Below are 18,897 nucleotides of genomic sequence, written 5' to 3'. Positions count from 1 at the left end.
ACCCCCGCGCGGGGGGGTTGTTTAATCTATTCCCCACCCCCGCGCGCCCCGATGACCAACTGCCCCCCCCCCCCGCCTGGGGGGGGGGACACCGGCTCGCACCGGTGTCCCACCCCCGTTCGCGGTTCCGCCGCCAGGTCACGTTACCGGCCAGTAATTTGGCTGATCACCACCTCCTCCGGGGTCGGCTGTGATCACTAGGCTCGTCGTGATCACATCAAGTGGACCGAGGGAGCAGCGCGTGATGGCACGACCCCACCGAACCGGCGGACACCGGGCGGCGAGCACCGCCCTGGCCCTGGCCCTGGCCCTGGCGCTCGGGCTCGGGGCCGGTGCTGTGGCCCAACCCGCGATGGTCCAACCCGCGCCGGCCGCACCAGCGTTCGGGTCCGCCGCCGCGTCCGCGCTCGGCGGCTTCCGGCTGGCGGACATCACCGCCCGGGACGGCGTCGTGCTCAAGGCCGACGTCTTCACCCCGCCCGCCGGAACCCCGGGCGCCGACGCCCGCGGCCGCTACCCGGTGGTGGTGCAGCCCGCGAGTTGGGGGCAGAACGACCTGGAGTACGTCGCCCAGGGGCACCGGTTCGCCGCCGCCGGGTACGTCGTCGTGACGTACACCGTGCGCGGGTTCTGGGGTTCGGGCGGGGAGGTGGACGTCGCCGGGCCCAAGGACGTCGCCGACATCTCGACGGTGATCGACTGGGCCCTGGCGCAGACCCCGGCGGACCCGGACCGGGTCGGCATGATCGGCCTGTCGCTCGGCGGCGGCCTCACCCTCCTCGGCGCCGCGTTCGACCCGCGGATCAAGGCCGTCGCCTCGCTCAGCGGCTGGGCCGACCTGACCGACGCGCTGTACAGCGGACAGACCCGGCACACCGCCGCGGCCACCCGGCTGGCCCGGATCGAGGGCCTGACCGGGCGCAAGAGCCCGGAGTTCGCGGCCGCCCTGGACGACCTGTTCGGCGACCACGACCTCCCCGACGTGATCGCCTGGGCGAAGCTCCGCTCGCCCGCGGCCTACCTGGACCGGATCAACGCCAACGGCGCCGCCGTCTACCTCGCCAACGGCTGGAGCGACAGCTTCTTCAACCCCGGCCAGATGACCGACTTCTACCGGCGGCTGACCGTCCCCAAGCGCCTCGAACTGCGGCCCGGCGACCACGCCAGCCAGGAGTTCACCGGCCTGCTCGGCTTCTCCAACGCCACCTGGGACGACGCCCGCGGCTGGCTCGACCAGCACCTCAAGGGCGTGGCGGGCGCGGGCCTGCCGCCGGGCGTCGGCCTGGAGGTCCGCCCGACCGGCACCCACGAGGCGTACCCGGACTGGGAGTCGGTCGCCTCCCGCACCGAGCGGCTGGACCTGGCCGGCACCGCCACCGTCCGCGGCGACCGGTCCTCCGGCGCGAGCGGCGGCACCGTGCTGCTCTCCGGCCTGGTCGACCAGTGGCTGCACCAGCCGCCGACCGTCCTGGTCCCGCTGCTGGACCGCGAGGCCGCCGCCGTGCGGCAGTCGGAGCCGTACGAGCGGGGCCTGTCCGTGCGCGGGGCCGTCCGGGTGCACACCACCGTGACCGGCTCCGCCCCGCAGGGCACCGCCGTCGCGTACCTCTACGACGTGGACGCGCTCGGCGTCGGGCGGCTGATCGCGCACGCCCCGCAGAGCTGGTCCGGCCGTACGGCGGGGCAGTCCTTCCCGCTGGACGTCACGCTGTTCCCCACCGCGTACGACCTCCCGGCCGGCCACCGGCTCGCGCTGGTGCTCGGCACCCGGGACGGCCTGTACGGCGGCGAGACGCCGTCGGACGGCACGGTGGCCTTCGGTCCGGCGGAGGTCTCGCTACCCGTCCGCTGAGGCCGGCGCCGCCCCGCCCTCCCGCAGTCGGAGGGCGGGGCGGCGCCCGGTCGGACAGGCCCCCCCGGGCGGTCGGTCCGGGAACGAGCCAAGCGCCGGACGGTCCCCGGGTCAACAGCTGAGATGAATCCGGACGGAAAATACGTCAACAGACGTAATCGGACGGCGGGCCGTGCGGGCAGGGTGGAGAGGCCGGGCGCGGTTCAGAGGCGGCGGCGGAACACGTCCGTGGCGGTGTTGGTGTCGCCCGGCACCAGGTTGCCGTCCTCGGCGTCGAACAGCACCGTGCCGCCCTCGGCGTCCACGTACGGGTTCTGCGCGGCGGCGGTGCTCTGGGAGCCGTCCGAGGCGAGGCTGACCCGCTCGATCCGGCCGGTCCACAGGTCGCGGCGGAACACGTCGGAGGACTGGTTGGTGTCGTCGGCCACCAGGTCGTCCGCGGCGGAGTCGAAGTAGACCCAGCGCCCGTCGGCGGTGATCGCCGGGTCGTAGGAGCCGTCGGTGGGCGTGGTGCCGGGCAGCGGGGTGTTGACCAGGGTGACCTTGCCGGTGACCAGGTCGTGGACGTACAGGTCCATCCGGAGGCCGTGGTTGCCGGGGCGGGGGCCGACGCCGTAGGTCGGCATGCCGTACAGCGCGTAGCGGCCGTCGGGGCTGATCCGGGCGTCCATCAGGCCGACGCCGCGCTCGGCGCCGGTGGTGTCCACACCGGCGACGACCGTCCGGCCGGTGGCGGCGGACCAGACGTAGTACGGGTAGAAGCGCGGGCCGGCCAGCTCGGCGTCCGCCGCCGCCGGGGCCGCGGGGGTGCCCGGGGCGGGGTCGGTGAGGTTGTAGGCCCGGGAGACGAAGCCGACCGTGCGCCCGTCCGCGCTGATGGTCGGACGGTAGGAGTGGTTGTCCGCGCCGGTGCCGCCCGCCGGTCCGGTGGTGACCAGCCGGGTGGTGTGGGTCCAGCGGTCGGTGACGTAGATGTTGATCTTCCCGCGGCGGATGCCGGTGGTCAGGTCGGTGCGGTTCGAGGCGTAGGCGACGTAGCGGCCGTCCGCGCTCAGCGTGGGGTTGTCCGCGCTGCGGATCGTCTCGTCGTCCGCGGTGGCGAGCAGGCCGCCGGTGATCAGCTCGGTGCGCCCCGTCCAGCGGTCGCGGACGAACACGTCGTTCTCGTGCTTCGCCTGGCCCGGGACGACGTTGGTGGCGGCGGTGCTGAACGCCACGAACCGGCCGTCCGCGCTGATCGAGGCGTCCGTGGTGGGGGCGTTCAGCTGCGAGCCGTCGTCGGCGACGCTGACCCGCTCGATGTGGCCGTTGCGCAGGTCGCGGACGTAGACCTCGCCGGAGTTCGGGGTGCCGGTGGACGGCAGCAGGTCGGTCGCGGCCGACGAGAACAGCGCCGAACGGCCGTCCGCGCTCAGCCCGAGCCCGGTCGAGGCGCCGTTCAGCTGCTCCCCCTTGAAGCCCTCGCTGACCCGGGCGGTGTCGCCCTTCGGCGGCCGGGCCTCGGCGGCGGGCATCACGGCGCCGACCGCGAGGGCGGCCACCAGGACGCAGCCGGCGCGGGCGAGCCGGCGGCGGGAACGGACGGTGATCATGGACATCCTCCCCAGATGACGAGTACCGGGCCCCGGAGTCCCCGGCCCGGTCCGTTCCCGAGCCAAGCGCCGTGCGGACCGGGCGGTCAACGGGCCGAGACGATCTCGGGCCGAAATACGCCACCGGTGGTACTGCCCCGGAAACCGCCCTGCGAGCGGCCCTGCCGGCGGCACCCCGCAGGCCCCGCAGGCGGCGTCCCGGAAGCCCCGGACGGCCCCGGGAGCGGCACCCCGGACGGCCCGCTCCGCCGCGCTGGCAGAATTGACGTGTGATCGACGCACGACGGCTGCGGACCCTCCGGGCCGTGGCGGACCACCGCACCGTGACCGCCGCGGCGGCCGCCCTCTACCTGACCCCCTCCGCGGTCTCCCAGCAGCTGGCCGCCCTGGAACAGGAGACCGGCCACCACCTGCTGGCCCGGGAGGGCCGGGGCGTGCGGCTGACCGCCGCCGGGGAGATCCTGCTCGGCCACGCCGACGCGGTGCTCGCCCAGCTGGAGCGGGCCGAGGCCGACCTCGCCGCGTACAGCGCGGGCGTCGCGGGCGAGGTCACCGTCGCCTCCTTCGCGACCGGCATCTCGCACGTGCTCGCCCCGGCGATCGGCCTGCTGGCCGGTCGCGCCCCCGGCCTGCGGCTCAAGGTGCTGGACGCCGAGGGCGACGCCAGCCTCCCGATGGTGCTGGACGGCCGCGCCGACCTCGCGGTGGCCGTCGAGTACCGCGGCGCCCCGCGCGCCGACGACGCCCGGCTGACCAGGGTCCCGCTGTACGCCGAACCCTTCGAGGCCGTGCTGCCGCTGGCCCACCCGCTGGCCGCCGAGGCCGGGCCGCTGGCGGTGGCCGCGCTGGCGGACGAGCCGTGGATCGGCCCCTACCCGGGCAACCCCTGCCACGACGTGGTCCTGCTCGCCTGCGAGCACGCCGGCTTCCAGCCGCGCCTGCTGCACTCCTCCGACGACTTCCGCGCCGTCGTCGCCCTGGCCTCGGCGGGCGCCGGTGTCGCCCTGGTGCCGCGCTCCGCGCTCCGCGGGGTGGACCTGGCCCGGGTGGCGGTCCGCCCGGTCGACAGCGACCTCGCCACCCGCCGGGTCTTCGCCGCCGTCCGGGCCGGCGCCGACGGGCACCCGCTGCTCCGCCCGGTCCTCGACTCCCTCGCCGAGGCCGCCGCAGCCGGCGCCTGACCCGCCGACGGAAGCCCGCTCACGGAAGCCGCCACAGGGCCCGTCTCGGGGCCCGTCTCAGGGCCTGTCTCAGGGGCGTCCCGGCGGGCGGTGGCCCGCCCGGCGCGGTGCCGTCGCGCCCTCGGCCGGGCGGGGCATGCGCTCGATGGCGGAGATCAGCGAGGAGCGGGCCACGCCGTGGGCGTCGGCCACGGCGACCAGCTGCCGCAGTTGTTCGGACAGACCCGCGACGTCGCCCTGCGCGGCCCCGGAACGCGCCACGACGATGATTCCGCGACCGCGGCCGAAATCGATGAGTCCTTTGGCGCGCAATTTCCGCAGCGCGCGCAGAACGGTGTTCCGGTTGGCCCGGAAATTCGCGGACAAGTCGCTCGCCGGGGGCAGCGACTCGCCTTCGGCATATTCCCCCCGCTCGATCGACCACTGGATCTGACGCTCGATCCGGACGTGGAGTGGCGATGGTGAGCCCGGCATTGCAATGCTCATGTCGGCAATGTTAACCGACTTGGTCAACGGGGAGTCAAGCTTCGGCTGTGTCAGGATCGCCGGAAGGGGGTCCGCCCGGTAACCGGCGGGTCGAATTCCGGATTCCCCGCGCCGGTTTCCGCCGATCGCCGCACCGGGCACCGCCGAAGGCCTCCACGGACGGTGAGAATGGTGCCAATGGAACCATCCCCGCCGAATGGCGGGGGTTTCGCCGGAGCGCCGCCTTCCGCCTGTGCGGGGAGTCCCCCGGTGCCACCGGACACCGCCGCCGGAGGCCCGGACGCCACGGTCCGGCGCCGTCCTGACGCTCCGTAGCCAACGGCGGAACACGGTTGCTTCCGGTTCGAACAGTGCCTACGTTCTGTCCTGTGCGGCCCGGACGGAGCCGCCCCACCGAATCCGTCGGATGGACAACGGGGAGATGACGTGAATGACTTCGCGACCACGACGGCGGCCGCCTCAGGCGGACCCGCCTGGACCCACGCACTGGACCGTGTCGGCCGACTGACACCCCGTGAGCGCGAGGTTTTCGTGATGCTCGCCGAAGGCCTGACCAACCAGCAGATGGCCGCCCGGCTACAGGTCACCGAACGCACCGTGCGGGCCCATCTCACGGCCGTCCTGGAGAAACTCGAACTCGAATCCCGGCTCTCCGGCTGCCTGGCCTCCTACGCCCACCTCATTGCGCCGGACCGCACCCCCAGGGCGCCCGCCGCCTGAATCACGGAAAGCCGCCGGACCGTCGCCGGACTGTCGCCCGCGACAATAGGCACGGAAAGCCCGCCGGGACATCATCGAATCACGGGGGAGGCACCCCCGAACCCGCCCGGGAAACCGGAACGGGACGATTCGAAGGGAATTCGCGATGTCCGACAACGCATTCGACCTGGACGCCCGCATCAGCTCGCCGGTCCAGGGCGGCGGCCAGCTGCCGACGCCGTCGATCAGCACCCTCGCCACCCGCACCATCTGCACCCGGATCGGCTGCAAGGTGACCTCGACCTGTGTCTGCACCACCCTGTGCACCTCGGGCATCTGCTCGAACCCGCAGCAGGACTGACCTCCGGTGAGGTGACGGGTGCTGCCGTGGATACAGGACACGGCAGCACCCGTCCGCCCATTCTCGCGCCGGGCCGCCGCGAACTCCACAGCCGCCGCGAACTCCAGGGCCGCCGCGGACCCCCGGCCCGCCGCGAACTCCGGGACCGTCACCAGGCCGGGGCCGCCACCGCCCCGGCGCCACCCTCCGAGGGAGAACACATGCACACCGTCCGGGAAACCGGCGAACCGTCCGTCCGCACCCCTGACGCCCCGCTCGCCGAACGGGTCCGCGACACGGTGCGCCTCGTGGTGTCCCGGACCGCGACGACCGAGCAGTGGACCGAACTCGCGCTCCGCGCCGCCGACCAGGCCGCCGTGCCGATGGGCTGGTACCCGCCGAGCCTGAGCCACGGCCAGGCCGGCCTCGCCCTGCTCCACCTGTACGCCGCCCGGGCCGGCCTCGGCGACCACGAGCACGCCCACGGCCACATCCGCGAGGCGGTGCTCGCCACCCAGGTCGAACCGCTCTCCGGCCCCGGCCTGTTCGGCGGCACCGCCGGCCTGGCCCTGGCCCTGGCCGACTGCGCCGAGGACGAACCCCGGTTCCGGCCCAGCCTGCTGCGCCTGTACGACCAGCTCGCCGAGCAGGCGATCGCCACCCCGTGGCCGGAGGACGGGCAGCCGATCAGTGACACCGACTACGACCTGGTCAACGGCGCGGCCGGCGTGCTCACCTGCCTCAGCGCCCTGCCCGAGCCGGGCCCGCGGGTCCGGGAGGCCGCCGCCGTGCTGCTCGACCGGCTGATCCGGCAGGCCGGGCCCGCCGAGCCGGCCGGAACCGCGCGGGGCTGGCTGCTCCGTCCCGAGGTCTACCCGCCGGTCGGCGACCACCACCGGCAGTACCCGCACGGCTACCTCAACCTCGGCGTCTCCCACGGCGTGCCCGGGGTGGCCGTCGCCCTCGCCGCCGCCTGGGCCGCCGGCCACCGCCGCCCCGGCCAGCGCGAGGCCCTCACGGCGCTCACCGGCTGGCTGCTGGGCCACCGGCTGACCGACGACCAGGGCCCGCTGTGGGCCAACGGCGTCCCGGTCGACGAGCTCGGCGCCGAGCGGCCCGTCGCCCACTGCCACGACCAACTCGCCTGGTGCTACGGCACCGCCGGGATCGCCGCGGCCCTGCTCGCCGTCGCCGACTGCACCGGGGACGACGGGCTGCGCGTCAGTGCCGTCGAGGCCTTCGAGGCCGCGCTGCGCCGGGCCGCCGGCGCCGAGCCGCGCACCCCCACGCTCTGCCACGGCCTGGCCGGACTCGTCATGCTGGCCGAGGAGTTCGGCCCGCACAGCGCGGCGGCCGCGCAGGCGCTGCCCGGACTGCTGGAACGGCTGCTGGCGTACGCCGACCCCCGGCACCCGGTGGTGTTCGCCGACGAGGACCTGCCCGGCAACACCGTCGACGATCCGGGGCTGCTCTCCGGCGCCGCGGGCGTCGCCCTGGCGCTGCTGGCCGCCCTCGCGGACGAGCGGCCCGCCTGGTTCCGCGTCTTCCTGGGGCGGTGAGCCGGGTGTCCCGGTACGTCCCCGCCGACTTCTTCCTGCTGCGCGCGCCCGCGCTGCCGGTCGACGCCTACCACCGGATCACCGCCGACCCGGCCCGCACCCGGGCCGAACTGCTCGCCCTCGCCGAGGACCCGGAGGTCCGCCGGGCGCTGCTGGTGGCCAGCGAGGACCTGGTGGCCGCCCTGGAGCGGCCCGACCGGGCGGACGGGCGCCGCACCCGGCGCCTGCACTCCACGCTGCTGCGCTACCTCACCCGGATGTCCACCCGCCCCACCCCGTTCGGGGCGTTCGCCGGGGTCGCGATGGGTGAGTTCGGCGACCGCACGACCGCCCGGCTGGGCAGCCCGGCGGTCCGCGCCACCCGGGTCCGCAGCGACCTGGAGTGGCTGTTCGCGCTCGTCCACCGGCTGGAGGGCGACCAGGCCCTGCTGCCCCACCTCGACGTGGTCGCCAACTCCACCGCGCACCTCGCCGGGGACCGGATGGTGCTGCCCTTCACCGAGGTGCACGGCGAGGAGGACAAGCGGGCCGTCCGGATCCGGGCCACCGGTCCGGTCCGGCTCGCGCTGGGGACCGCGGCGGCGCCCGTCCCGTACCGGCGGCTGGTCGCGGAACTGGCCGAGGCCTTCCCGGAGGCCGGTGAGGACGCCGTCACGGGTCTGGTCCGCCAGTTGTGGGAGCTCGGCTTCCTCGGCAGCGACCTGCGCCCGCCGCAGACCGAGGCCCGGCCCGACGAGTACCTGCTGAAGAAGGTCGCCGGGCTGCCCGGGGCCGAGGACGTGGCCGAGGGCCTGCGCGCGGTCGTCGACCTGACCCGGACCGCCCACGACGTCGCGGGCCTGCGCGCGCTGGCCGCCGCCCAGACCGCGCTGGTCCCCGAACACCGCGGCCGCACCTACCAGTTGGACGCGGCCCTCGACCTGCGCACACCCACCCTGAACCGTGCCGTCGGCGAAGCCGCCGCCGACGCGGTCGACGTACTGCTGCGGCTGGCCGCCGCCTCCGGCACCGACCACCAGCACCTGGCGCGCTACCGCGAGGAGTTCGTCGAACGCTACGGCGCCGGCGCCCGGGTGCCCGTCCTGGAGGTGCTCGGCGCCGACACCGGCCTGGACGCGCCGCCGCTCTACACCCAGCCCGGCCGCGCCTTCGACCTGCCGCCCACCACCACCCCGCCGGACACCGCCCGGTTCGACGCCGCCCTGCTCGACCTCGCCCAGGAGGCCTGGTGGGAGCGGGCGTTCGAGGTCGAGCTGACCGACGCCAGACTGGACCGGCTCGCCCCGCCCGGCAAGCCCGGCACCGCACCCGTCCTGCCGGTGGTCGACGCCTACCTGAGCATCGAGGCCGCCGACCGGGAGGCGATCGACCGCGGCGAGTGGCGGGCCGTGCTGCGCTCCGACGGGATGGCCCAGGGCGGGCGCACCTTCGGCCGCTTCTTCGACCTGCTCGGGGACGGCGCCGTCGAGCGGCTGCGCGCGTACGCCCGGCGCGAGGAGGCGCTGTTCCCCGACGCCGTGCACGCCGAACTCGCCTTCCGGCCGACCTGGGGCCGCGCCGCCAACGTCGCCGTCCGGCCGCGGATCCGGCCGTACGAGATCCCGGTCAACAGCACCCCGTCGGTGCCGCCGGACCGGGTCGTCCCGCTCGACGACCTGCTGCTCGGCGCCACCGAGGGCCGGCTCTACCTGTGGTCCCGGCGGCTCGGCCGGGAGGTGGTCGTCGCCCAGCACCACATGCTCAGCCCGCTGGTCGCCCCCGACACGGCCCGGTTCCTGCTGGAGGTGTCCTACGACGGGTACGTGCTGCCGGTCGCCTTCGGCTGGGGGCGGCTCGCCCGGGCGCCGTTCCTCCCCCGGGTGGTCCGCGGCCGGGTCGTGCTCCGCCCCGCCCAGTGGCGGCTCACCGCGCCCGACCTCGCCGACCCCGCCGCCTGGCGGGCCCGCTGGAACGTCCCCCGGCACGTCTACCTGGTCGAGGACGACAACCGGCTGCTGCTCGACCTCGACCACCCGCAGACCCTCCCCGAACTGCGCGAGGCGCTCGGACCGGGCGCGGCGCTGACCTTCCAGGAGCTGCTGCCCGTCCACGACCGGCTCTGGCTGACGGACGGGCACGGGCGGCGCCACCACGAGGAGGTCGTCGTCCCGCTGATCGTCCGGGACGCCGCCTCGGCCGCCCGCCACCCGGCCGGCGGCCGGACCACCGCCCCGGTGCCGCGGCACCTGCCCGGCGGCGAGTGGTCGTTCCTCCAGGTGTACGCCGGCCCGGAGCGCCAGGACGAGATCCTCACCGGCCCGCTGCCCGACCTGCTCGCCGAGCTGCGCGCCGAGGGCCTGCTGGACCGCTGGTTCTACCTCCGCTACGCCGACCCCCACCCGCACCTGCGGCTGCGGGTGCGCAGCGCCGACGCGCCGCGCACCCTGGCCCGGCTGCTCGCCTGGGGGCGTGACCTGGCGGGCCGGGGCCTCGCCCGGGACCTCACGGTGGCCTCCTACGCGCCCGAGGTCGCCCGCTACGGCGGCGCCGACTGCTACGACGCCGTCGAGCGGCTCTTCGAGGCCAGCAGCGAGGCCTCGGTCGGGCTGCTCGCCGGCCGCCCCGACCTGCGGCCCGAGCCGCTGCTGGTCGCCGCCGTCGACCTGCTGTACGCCCAGTGGGGCGTCCCGCTGCCGGACCGCGCGGACCTCGCCTCCGGCGGCCGGGCCGACGACGAGGCCGTCCGCCGGTCCTTCCGCGCCGACCGCGACTACCTCTGCGAGCTGCTGCGGCCCTGGCCGCGCCGGCCGCACGAGGAGGGCGCCCGGCACCGGCTGCTGCTCGCCGAGGCCTTCACCGCCCAGCGGCCCGCCGCCGGTGCGGCCGCGGCGGCGGTCCGCCGGGCCGCCGGGGCCGGGCGGCTGGTCGGCAGCGAGCGGCAGGTGCTCGCCAGCCTCGCGCACCTCCAGGTCAACCGGCTGCTGCCGATCGACCTGGCCCGCGAGGAGCGCGCCTACGGCCTGTGGCGGCACACCCTGCGCGCCGTCCGCGGCCGGCTCGCCGCCGAGGCCGCTGCCGAGCCCCCCGCCGGGAACGGCGGCCGCGGCACCGGACGGGAGGGCGGACGATGACCTGGCTGCGCGTCATCGCGCTGTTCTGGCGGCTCAGCCCCGGCAAGGTCACCGGCTACGCGCTCTGCACCGTGCTGAACGCCGCCGTCCCCGGCCTGCAGATCGCGCTCACCGCGCAGGTCGTGCAGAGCGTCGCGGACGCCGTCGGCGGCGTGGCCGGGGCCCGCGACGACGCCCTGCGGGCCGGCTACCAGCTGCTCGCCCTCGCCGTGGCGGGCCACCTGCTCGGCATCGCCGTCCAGTACCTGGACTCGCTGCTGCGCCTGGAGCTCACCACCAGCATCGGTGAGCAGGTGATGCGCAAGGGCATCACCCTGGACCTCCAGCAGTACGAGGACGCCGACGCGTACGACAAGCTCCAGCGGGCCTTCCAGGAGAGCAACGGCGGCCGCGTCTACCAGCTGTTCGCCGAGATGCTGGAGGCCGCCCGCGAACTGGTCACCCTGCTGTCCGTCAGCGCGGTGCTGTTCGCCTGGAGCCCCTGGGTGGCGCTGGTCATCCTGGCGGCCCCGGTCCCCTCGGTGATCGCCCACATGGCGTTCGGCCACAAGGTCTTCGAGATCGAGTACGCCCGTACGGCCGACCGTCGGCGGCTGTACTACTACCAGTACCTGACCACCACCGACCACTCCTTCAAGGAGGTCCGGCTCTTCCAGCTCGGCCCCTACCTGCTGGACCGCTACCGGGAGCTGGTCCACCGCTTCTTCCGGATCGACCGCGGCGTGGCCCGCCGCCAGTCCGTCACCGTCGGCGGCTTCGGCCTGCTGAGCGTGCTCGCCTCCTCCGGCGCCCTGCTGTGGGCGATCCGGGACGCCGCCGACGGCAGCCGGGTGGGCGAGCTGGCCGGCTACCTCCAGGCCATCGGCACGGTGCAGGTGGCCGCGCACGGACTGCTGCTCGGCGCCGCCGCGCTCTACAAGGACACCCTCTTCCTCGGCAACCTGTTCGGCTTCCTCGACCTCCCGGAACGCCGGATCGCCGGCGGCGACCGGCCCTTCCCGGCCACCCTGCGCGAGGGCATCGAGTTCCGTGACGTCAGCTTCCGCTACCCCGGCACCGACCGGCCCGTCCTGGACCGGCTGAGCTTCCGCATCCCGGCCGGCGCCTGCGTCGCCCTGGTGGGCCAGAACGGCGCCGGCAAGACCACCGTCGTCAAGCTGCTGACCCGGATGTACGAGCCGACCGGCGGCCAGATCCTGATCGACGGCGTCCCGATCGAGGAGTACGACATCGACGGGCTGCAACGGAACATGGGCGTGATCTTCCAGGACTTCATCCGCTACGAGATGAGCGTGCGGCACAACATCGGCTTCGGCCGGGTCGAGTCGCTGGACGACCTCGACCGGGTCCGGCAGGCCGCCGGGTCGGCCGGCGCGGCCCCCGTCGTGGACGCCCTCCCCGGCGGCTACGACACCATGCTCGGCCGGCACTTCGAGGAGGGCCACCAGCTCTCCGGCGGCCAGTGGCAGAAGATCGCCCTGTCCCGGGCGTTCATGCGCCGGGCCCCGATCGTCGTCCTCGACGAACCGACCGCCGCGATCGACGCCGAGGCCGAGGCCGAGATCTTCGGACGGCTGCGCGAGATCGCGGGCGAGTCCACCTCCCTGGTCATCGCCCACCGCTTCTCCACCGTCCGGATCGCCGACCGGATCGTCGTCGTCGCGAACGGCCGGCTGGCGGAGGAGGGCACCCACGACGAACTGCTCCGGGCCGAGGGCGTCTACGCCCGGCTCTTCCGCCTCCAGGCGGCCGGCTACCTCGCCGACAGTGCCCCGCACTGACCGTCCCGTACTGACCGTCCCCGTACTGCCCGCGACGCACCGACTGCCGCCGTGCTGCCCGTCCCGGTTCCGACCGTCCCCGCACCGAAAGCCGACCCGTGCCCATCTCCGTCGTCCTCCCGGTCATGCCCAGCGACCCGGCCCAGCTCGTCCCGTACGCCGAACTCGTGCGGGAGGGCCGGGCGGCGCGGCTGTGGCAGGGCCAGTCACTGCGCCTGGAGACCCACCAGGCCTTCGCCTACCTGGCCGGGCTCGGCCACCGGGTGCCGGTGGGCACCGCCGTCGCGCTGATGCCCCTGCGGCACGAGCTCGACGCCGCCCTCCAGGCCCGCTCGCTGGCCCGGCTGACCGGCCACCGGACCGTCCTCGGCCTCGGGCCGGGCGCCGCCGACTTCGTGGCCGAACTGCGCGGCGCGCCCTACCCGCGCCCCGGCGAGGCGGCCGCCGGGTACCTGCGCACCGTCCGGGCGCTGCTCGCCGGGGCCGCCCACGGCGGACTGCCGGACGAACTCGACCACCCCGGTGTGGAGCTGGGCCTCGGAGTGCTCCGCCCGGCGCTGGCCCGGGTGGCCGGGCGGGAGGCCGACGCGGCCATCACCTGGATGACCCCGCCCGGGTACCTGCGGGACGTCCTCACCCCGGCGCTGGCCCGGGGCGCGGCCGAGGCGGGCCGGCCGGTGCCCAGGCTGGTCACCGTCGTCCACGCGGCCCTGGACCGCCCGGGGCGCAACCCGTACCGGCTCGCCTACGACGCCGCCCACGCGCACCTGGCCTCGCCGCACTACACCGACATGCTCCGCCGGGCCGGGCTGCGGGTGCACCCGTCCAGCCCCTCGCTGGGCGCCCGGGCCCTGGTCGACTCCGGCACCTTCGTCCACGGCGACGCCGACGCGGTGGCGGCCGGCCTGGCCGCCTACGGCCGGGCCGGGGTCGACGAGGTGGTGGTCAACGTCGCGGGCGTGGCCGTCGCCGAAGGGGCCGGGGCGGCGCTGGCGGACCTCCGGGAGATCCTCGACGCCGTTCGGAGGAAAGACTGTTGATTAGGCGTCAGATCCCGGGCTCCCGTGGTCGGACCCGCCCACTCGTTCGCGTAGGATCGGATGCCGGGGCGGCGCGGAAGGGGCGGACATGGGCGATGACGTGACGGACTGGCTGGCGGCGAACGCCGTCCCGCTCGACAGCCTGGATGCCGGGGCTCCGGCCGGCGACCTGGCTCCGCTGCGCCGGGTGCTGGGGGAGGCCCGGGTCGTCGGGCTCGGCGAATCCACCCACGGGACGGCCGAGTTCTTCCGGCTCAAGCACCGGCTGCTCGAATTCCTGGTCCGCGAACTCGACTTCGGGGCCCTGGCCATGGAGGCCAGCGCGGCCTCCGCCGGGGCGGTGGACGCCTACGTCCGGTACGGCACCGGCGACCCGGTCACCGCCCTGGACCGGCTGGGCTTCTGGACCTGGAAGACCTACGAAGTGCTCGCCCTGGTCGAATGGTTGCGCGAGCACAACCGGGCGCTGCCCGAGGCCCGGCGGGTGCGCTTCGTCGGCGTCGATCCGCAGCGCAGCGCCGGATCGGCCGAGGAGGTCCACGCCTTCCTCCGGCAGGTGGCGCCCGAGCGGGCCGCCGCCGTGCACCGCACCCTGCGGGCGATCGGCGACAGCACACCGGCCGGGGACCTCGAAGGCGGCGGTGAACTGCACGCCGGTGCCCGGCAGTTGCTCGACGAACTGGTGGACCGCCGGGAGGACCATGCGGCCCTGGCCGGTGCCGCCGCCACCGACCGGGCGATCGCCCACGCCCGCAACCTGGTCCGGGCCGCCGACCTGGCCCGCCGCCCACCGCTGGGCACCGACGGCAGGACCGAGGAGGGATCGCTCGCCGCCCGGGACCGCCACATGGCCGAGGCCGTCGCCGAACTCCACGACGGCACCGGGCTGCGGACGGCCGTGTGGGCCCACAACAGCCACGTGATGACCGGCCGTTACGCGGCCGGCGTCCCCGCCATGGGCCGCCACCTCCGGGAGCGCTACGGCGACGGCTACTACGCCCTCGGCCTGCTCCTCGGCAAGGGCGCCTTCCGGGCCCGCACCGGCTCCACCCGGGCCCGCCCGCCGCGCCGGCACGGCATCGGCGGCGGCGGACCGAAGTCCGTCGAGGGCCGGCTCGCCGCCGCCCACCGCGACGACCACCTGATCGACCTGCGCGCCGCCCGCGGCGAGCCCGCCGTCGAGGCCTGGTTGGCCGAACGCCACTACCTGCGCAGCTTCGGCGCGGGCGTGCCCCGCTTCAGCTACCGCTTCGAACTGGCGCCGACGGTGCTGGCCGAGGAGTACGACGGCCTCGCCTACGTCCGCCGCTCCACCTGCACGCGGCCCCTGCCACTGCCCCCGGAGCCCGGCAGCCGCTGACCGGTAGCCGGCGGATCAGCGCTGGATCTCGACCCGGGCCCGCTCGTCCGGCGTGCCGATGTCCCAGAAGCGGACCGTGCCGCGCGCGCCGCCGTAGGCGCCCGTACCGCCGGTGACGGCCATGTCGAGCGGGGCGCCCGAGCCGTTCGTCCAGAGCGACTGCATCGTCAGCGAGCCGCCCTCGACCTCGATGGTGAGCAGGCAGTGCTTGGTGACCTCCGCGCCGTGGACCTGGACGACCTGGCAGCTTCCGCCCCCGCGGCCGACGGTGCGGCCGTCCTGGACGGTGCCGCCGGAGTAGACGTCCTGGTCGCCCAGGCTCGGCCCGGCCGGGCCGACGTCCACGGTCTCGTACTGGTCGTTCTGGAGCTTGAGTTCGAGCACCTCGACGCGGCCCGGCCGTGGGGCGTCGGCGTCCGCGCTGCCCACGGCGGCGAGGCCGATCGCGGCGGTGGCCAAGGAGGCGGCGGCGATCCTCCTGGCCGTCAGGTGCCTGCTGCTGCGTGCGGTGGTGGCCATGGTGGACCCTTTCGTCGAGAACCCTGGTGTGAACTCCCTCGACGCTATGACCTGCGGGCCTGTCCCTTCCAAGACCGATTCCGCTATCACGCCATGCCCTCGCGGGCATGATCGGCAGGGGCGGACCGCGGCCGCACCCGTCCCGGAGGCCCCCGAACCGCCCCCGGACCGCCCCCGAGCCGCCGTCGGCCCGTCGCCCGGTAGGGTCGGGCCGCAGGGTTCGTACGCGTCCGGGGAGGGGGAGTGCCGTGAGCGCCGTGCCGGTCACCGTCCGGTCGGTCACCGTCCGGACAGTCACCGTCTGGGCGGAGCTGCGACGGCGGCCGCTGGGCTTCCTGTGGTCGGCGTGGCCGCTGCGCGTCTGGGCGTTCCTGCTGACCGGCACCCTCCAGGGCGCCGCCGTGCTGGTGCTGCTCGCGGTGCTGCTGTTCGTCGGCCTCGGGCTGTCCGTCGTCGGGATCGGCCTGCTGGTGCTGGCCGGGACGGCCGTGCTCGGGGTGCCGCTCGGCGCGCTGGAGCGGCGGCGGCTGCTGCTGGTCGAGCCGGTGCCGCTGGCCGACCCGCACGGTGCGCTGCCCGGCGCGGGGGCGGCCGTCCGGCTGCGGAGCAGGCTCAGGGAGCGGGCCACCTGGCGCGAACTGGCGTACCTGCTGGTCCAGGCCGTGCTGTTCACGGCGAGCGGCCTCGGCTTCGTCGCGCTGTTCGGGTTCTCGCTGCTGCTGTCGGCGGCGCCGGTGTTCGTGTGGGCGGTCAGCCCGGACACCGTGATGCTGATCCCCGGTCAGCCGATCTCGCAGCCGCTCGCGGCCCTGCCCGGCACCGCCGCCGGGCTGCTCGGCCTGGTGCTCTGCGCCTACACCGGGGCCCTGCTGGCCGGGGCGCAGGTGTGGACGGCGCAGCTGCTGCTCGCGGCGCGGGACGAGGACCTGAGCGGCCGGGTCACCGAACTCACCCGCTCCCGAGCCCGGTTGGTGGACGCCTTCGAGGCGGAGCGGCGCCGGATCGAGCGCGACCTGCACGACGGCGCCCAGCAGCAGCTGGTGGCCCTGAGCATGACCCTGGGCCTGGCCGAACTGGAGCTGCGCGGCCGGGAGCCGGCCGCCGCCGAACTCGTCACCCGGGCCCGCGGCGAGGCCCGGCGGGCGCTGGAGCAGCTGCGCACCCTGGTGCGCGGGATCCACCCCCAGGTGCTGACCGACCACGGACTGCCCGCCGCCGTCGCCGAGTTGGCGCTGCGCCACCCCGTCCCGGTCACCGTCGACATCGACCTGCCGCACCGGCTGCCCGGCCCGGTGGAGACCGCCGCGTACTTCACCGTCACCGAGGCGCTGACCAACGCCGCCAAGCACAGCGGCGCCGGCGAGGTCGACGTCGCGGCGCGCCTGGAGGACGGGAAGCTCGTGCTGCTCGTCACCGACAACGGCCGTGGCGGGGCCGATCCCGCCGCCGGCGCCGGCCTCCAGGGGCTGGCCGACCGGGTGGCCATCCTGAGAGGACGACTCATCGTGACCAGCCCCGTCGGCGGACCGACCCGACTGCGCGTGGAGGTCCCGTGCTCCGGGTAGTGCTCGCCGAGGACGCCGTACTGCTGCGGGCCGGCCTGGTGGAGCTGCTCGGCCGGGTCGGGCACCGGGTGGTCGCCGCCGTCGGCGAGGCCGGGGAGCTGGCCCGGGCCGTCGACGCCGAACGGCCCGACGTCGTCATCACCGACGTCCGGATGCCGCCGGACTTCCGCGACGAGGGGCTCCGGGCCGCCGTCGAACTGCGCGCCCGGCACCGGGGGTTGCCCGTCCTGGTGCTCTCCCAGTACGTGGCGACGGCCTACGCGACCCGGCTGTTCGGCGAGGACTCCGCCACCGGGGGCGGCCTCGGCTACCTGCTCAAGGACCGGGTCGGCGAGGTCACCGACTTCATCGACGCGCTGGAGCGGGTGGCGGCCGGGCAGACCGTGCTGGACCCGGAGGTGGTCCGGGTGCTGCTCGGGCAGCGCACCGCCGACGAGCCGTTGAAGCGGCTCACCCCGCGCGAGCGGGAGGTGCTGGGGCTGATGGCGGAGGGGCTCAACAACCAGTCGATCGCCCAGCGGCTGACCGTCACCGAGGCCTCGGTGGTCAAGCACGCCGGCAACATCTTCATGAAGCTGGACGTCGACCCGGTGGAGGGCAACCGGCGGGTGCTGGCGGTGCTGGCGTACCTGCGGGGGCGGCCGGTCATCCCGCCGGCGGGGCGGTGACGGGGCGCAGCTCCGCGCCGGGGGTGAGCAGGTGGGTGAGCCGCTCGGCCGAGGCCTCCCAGGACCACTGGTCGGCCACCCAGCGGCGGCCCCGCCGCCCGAACTCCCGGGCCCGGTCCCGGTCCAGCAGGGCCGCCGCGACGGCGTCGGCCACGGCCGGCACGGACCGGCCGTCCACCACGCTCCCGGTCCGGCCGTCCAGGACGGCGTCGGGCGCGCCGCCGGAGCGGCCGGCCACCACGGGCAGGCCGCCGGCCGCGGCCTCCAGCAGGACGATGCCGAGGCCCTCCGCCTCCAGGCCGGCCCGCCTGGTCCGGCACGGCATGGCGAAGACGTCCGCCGCCGCGTAGTACCGGGCGGTCGCGTCGTGCTCCAGCCCGCCGGCGAACACCACGGCGCCCGGCGCGAGCCGGTCCGCCAGCCCGCGCAGCCGCCGCTCGTCGGGGCCCTGCCCGACCAGCAGCAGGACGGCGTCCGGGACACTCCGGCGGATCAGCGGCAGCGCCCGGATCAGGGCGTCCTGGCCCTTGCGGGGCACCAGCCGGGACACGCAGAGGACCACCGGGGCGTCACCGAGGCCGTACTCGGCGCGGACCGCCCGGCGGTGCTCCGCCGAGGGCCGGAACGTCCCCGCGTCCACACCGGGGACGAGCCGTTCCAGCCGGGCCCGCGGCCCCAGCGCGGGGGCGATCCGGCGGCGGGTGTACTCGCCGAGGTAGGTGACCACGTCCACGTGGTCGCCTATCCGGCGCAGCAGCCGGCGGGCCAGCGGGGCGCGGGCCCACCAGATCTCGTGGCCGTGGGTGGTGGCGACGCTCCGTTCGATCCCGCCGCGGCGCAGCGCGGGCGCCATCGCGGCCAGCGGCGCGGCGGCGCCGAACCAGACCCGGTCGCAGCCGTGGGCGCGGGCGATCTCCAGCGTCCGGCGGGTGACCCGGGCGGTGGGCAGCAGGGTGCGGGCCGGGTCGCGGACCACCGGGAAGGGCAGGGTGGCGTCGTACCGGGCGGCGCCCGGTTCGGCGGAGGTGTGGACGACCACGTCGTGGTCGGGCACGCGGACGGCCATCGCGTGCACGAAGGTCTCGATGCCGCCCTGCCGGGGCGGGAAGTCGTTGGTGACGATCAGGGTGGTGCCCATGGGTGTC

The 18,897-nt window shown here is 75.6% G+C and carries 15 protein-coding genes; 11 read left to right on the top strand and 4 right to left on the bottom strand.

Translation table 11 applies throughout. The annotated features are described in order from the left end of the window. Positions 1-244 precede the first annotated feature (244 nt). Positions 245-1,852, top strand: coding sequence for a CocE/NonD family hydrolase (locus ACFXOZ_RS19745; RefSeq protein WP_380591696.1), 1,608 nt, complete (start codon positions 245-247; stop codon positions 1,850-1,852). A 203-nt stretch (positions 1,853-2,055) separates the two neighbouring features. Here ACFXOZ_RS19745 and ACFXOZ_RS19740 read toward each other — a convergent pair whose 3' ends face one another. After that, positions 2,056-3,444 carry a TolB family protein gene (locus tag ACFXOZ_RS19740; protein ID WP_380591694.1) on the bottom strand — a complete coding sequence of 463 codons (1,389 nt, stop codon included), beginning with the start codon at positions 3,442-3,444 and terminating at the stop codon, positions 2,056-2,058. Positions 3,445-3,713: 269 nt separating this feature from the next. Between ACFXOZ_RS19740 and ACFXOZ_RS19735 the strand changes: the two genes are divergently transcribed. Continuing rightward, complete coding sequence (locus tag ACFXOZ_RS19735; RefSeq protein WP_375886478.1) at positions 3,714-4,625, top strand: LysR family transcriptional regulator; 912 nt, start codon at positions 3,714-3,716, stop codon at positions 4,623-4,625. Between the two features lie 69 nt (positions 4,626-4,694). Here ACFXOZ_RS19735 and ACFXOZ_RS19730 read toward each other — a convergent pair whose 3' ends face one another. After that, positions 4,695-5,111, bottom strand: a complete 417-nt coding sequence (locus ACFXOZ_RS19730; protein WP_375886481.1) for a GntR family transcriptional regulator — start codon at positions 5,109-5,111, stop codon at positions 4,695-4,697. Between the two features lie 426 nt (positions 5,112-5,537). Between ACFXOZ_RS19730 and ACFXOZ_RS19725 the strand changes: the two genes are divergently transcribed. From ACFXOZ_RS19725 to ACFXOZ_RS19695, 7 genes are all read left to right on the top strand, one after another. Then, positions 5,538-5,831, top strand: a complete 294-nt coding sequence (locus tag ACFXOZ_RS19725; RefSeq protein ID WP_375886482.1) for a helix-turn-helix transcriptional regulator — start codon at positions 5,538-5,540, stop codon at positions 5,829-5,831. A 145-nt stretch (positions 5,832-5,976) separates the two neighbouring features. Then, positions 5,977-6,171, top strand: a complete 195-nt coding sequence (locus tag ACFXOZ_RS19720; RefSeq protein WP_375886484.1) for an FDLD family class I lanthipeptide — start codon at positions 5,977-5,979, stop codon at positions 6,169-6,171. 200 nt (positions 6,172-6,371) lie between these two features. Then, on the top strand, positions 6,372-7,709 hold the full coding sequence (locus ACFXOZ_RS19715) for a lanthionine synthetase C family protein (RefSeq protein ID WP_380591692.1): 1,338 nt from the start codon (positions 6,372-6,374) through the stop codon (positions 7,707-7,709). A gap of 5 nt (positions 7,710-7,714) precedes the next feature. After that, positions 7,715-10,819 (top strand): lantibiotic dehydratase, encoded by a 3,105-nt coding sequence (locus ACFXOZ_RS19710; protein ID WP_380591690.1) that lies wholly within the window; start codon positions 7,715-7,717, stop codon positions 10,817-10,819. Further along, the gene (locus ACFXOZ_RS19705; protein WP_380524432.1) at positions 10,816-12,600 is read left to right on the top strand and encodes an ABC transporter ATP-binding protein; all 1,785 of its coding nucleotides are present in this window, start codon (positions 10,816-10,818) and stop codon (positions 12,598-12,600) included. The genes ACFXOZ_RS19710 and ACFXOZ_RS19705 overlap by 4 nt, the downstream gene beginning before the upstream one ends. A gap of 98 nt (positions 12,601-12,698) precedes the next feature. Further along, entirely contained in the window at positions 12,699-13,640 is a 942-nt protein-coding gene (locus ACFXOZ_RS19700) for an LLM class flavin-dependent oxidoreductase (protein ID WP_380524431.1), read from the top strand. Positions 13,641-13,728: 88 nt separating this feature from the next. Next, positions 13,729-15,000 carry an erythromycin esterase family protein gene (locus tag ACFXOZ_RS19695; protein ID WP_380524430.1) on the top strand — a complete coding sequence of 424 codons (1,272 nt, stop codon included), beginning with the start codon at positions 13,729-13,731 and terminating at the stop codon, positions 14,998-15,000. Between the two features lie 15 nt (positions 15,001-15,015). On the opposite strand, the gene ACFXOZ_RS19690 is transcribed toward ACFXOZ_RS19695, so the two are convergent. Further along, positions 15,016-15,519, bottom strand: a complete 504-nt coding sequence (locus tag ACFXOZ_RS19690; RefSeq protein WP_380524429.1) for a hypothetical protein — start codon at positions 15,517-15,519, stop codon at positions 15,016-15,018. Between the two features lie 248 nt (positions 15,520-15,767). Between ACFXOZ_RS19690 and ACFXOZ_RS19685 the strand changes: the two genes are divergently transcribed. Both ACFXOZ_RS19685 and ACFXOZ_RS19680 read left to right on the top strand, forming a co-directional pair. Next, positions 15,768-17,084, top strand: a complete 1,317-nt coding sequence (locus ACFXOZ_RS19685) for a sensor histidine kinase (RefSeq protein ID WP_380591688.1) — start codon at positions 15,768-15,770, stop codon at positions 17,082-17,084. Continuing rightward, positions 17,072-17,752, top strand: coding sequence for a LuxR C-terminal-related transcriptional regulator (locus ACFXOZ_RS19680; protein ID WP_375886500.1), 681 nt, complete (start codon positions 17,072-17,074; stop codon positions 17,750-17,752). The genes ACFXOZ_RS19685 and ACFXOZ_RS19680 overlap by 13 nt, the downstream gene beginning before the upstream one ends. Here the strand turns inward: ACFXOZ_RS19680 and ACFXOZ_RS19675 are convergent. Then, positions 17,730-18,890 (bottom strand): glycosyltransferase family 4 protein, encoded by a 1,161-nt coding sequence (locus tag ACFXOZ_RS19675; RefSeq protein ID WP_380524426.1) that lies wholly within the window; start codon positions 18,888-18,890, stop codon positions 17,730-17,732. The two genes, ACFXOZ_RS19680 and ACFXOZ_RS19675, sit on opposite strands and share 23 nt — an antisense overlap. Between the last annotated feature and the right edge of the window lie 7 nt (positions 18,891-18,897).

Origin of the sequence: Kitasatospora sp. NPDC059160, assembly GCF_042755465.1 — a bacterium.
Taxonomy (GTDB): domain Bacteria; phylum Actinomycetota; class Actinomycetes; order Streptomycetales; family Streptomycetaceae; genus Kitasatospora.
The sequence above is the reverse complement of the archived record's forward strand: the minus strand, read 5'-3'. Positions and strand labels throughout refer to the sequence as shown.

What these genes read in the sequence shown, in the direction of transcription:
- ACFXOZ_RS19720 (WP_375886484.1), top strand. Translation starts at nt 5,977, where the DNA reads ATGTCCGACAACGCATTCGACCTGGACGCCCGCATCAGCTCGCCGGTC.
- ACFXOZ_RS19705 (WP_380524432.1), top strand. Translation starts at nt 10,816, where the DNA reads ATGACCTGGCTGCGCGTCATCGCGCTGTTCTGGCGGCTCAGCCCCGGC.
- ACFXOZ_RS19675 (WP_380524426.1), bottom strand. Translation starts at nt 18,890, where the DNA reads ATGGGCACCACCCTGATCGTCACCAACGACTTCCCGCCCCGGCAGGGC.
- ACFXOZ_RS19745 (WP_380591696.1), top strand. Translation starts at nt 245, where the DNA reads ATGGCACGACCCCACCGAACCGGCGGACACCGGGCGGCGAGCACCGCC.
- ACFXOZ_RS19740 (WP_380591694.1), bottom strand. Translation starts at nt 3,444, where the DNA reads ATGATCACCGTCCGTTCCCGCCGCCGGCTCGCCCGCGCCGGCTGCGTC.
- ACFXOZ_RS19715 (WP_380591692.1), top strand. Translation starts at nt 6,372, where the DNA reads ATGCACACCGTCCGGGAAACCGGCGAACCGTCCGTCCGCACCCCTGAC.
- ACFXOZ_RS19695 (WP_380524430.1), top strand. Translation starts at nt 13,729, where the DNA reads ATGGGCGATGACGTGACGGACTGGCTGGCGGCGAACGCCGTCCCGCTC.
- ACFXOZ_RS19690 (WP_380524429.1), bottom strand. Translation starts at nt 15,519, where the DNA reads ATGGCCACCACCGCACGCAGCAGCAGGCACCTGACGGCCAGGAGGATC.
- ACFXOZ_RS19730 (WP_375886481.1), bottom strand. Translation starts at nt 5,111, where the DNA reads ATGAGCATTGCAATGCCGGGCTCACCATCGCCACTCCACGTCCGGATC.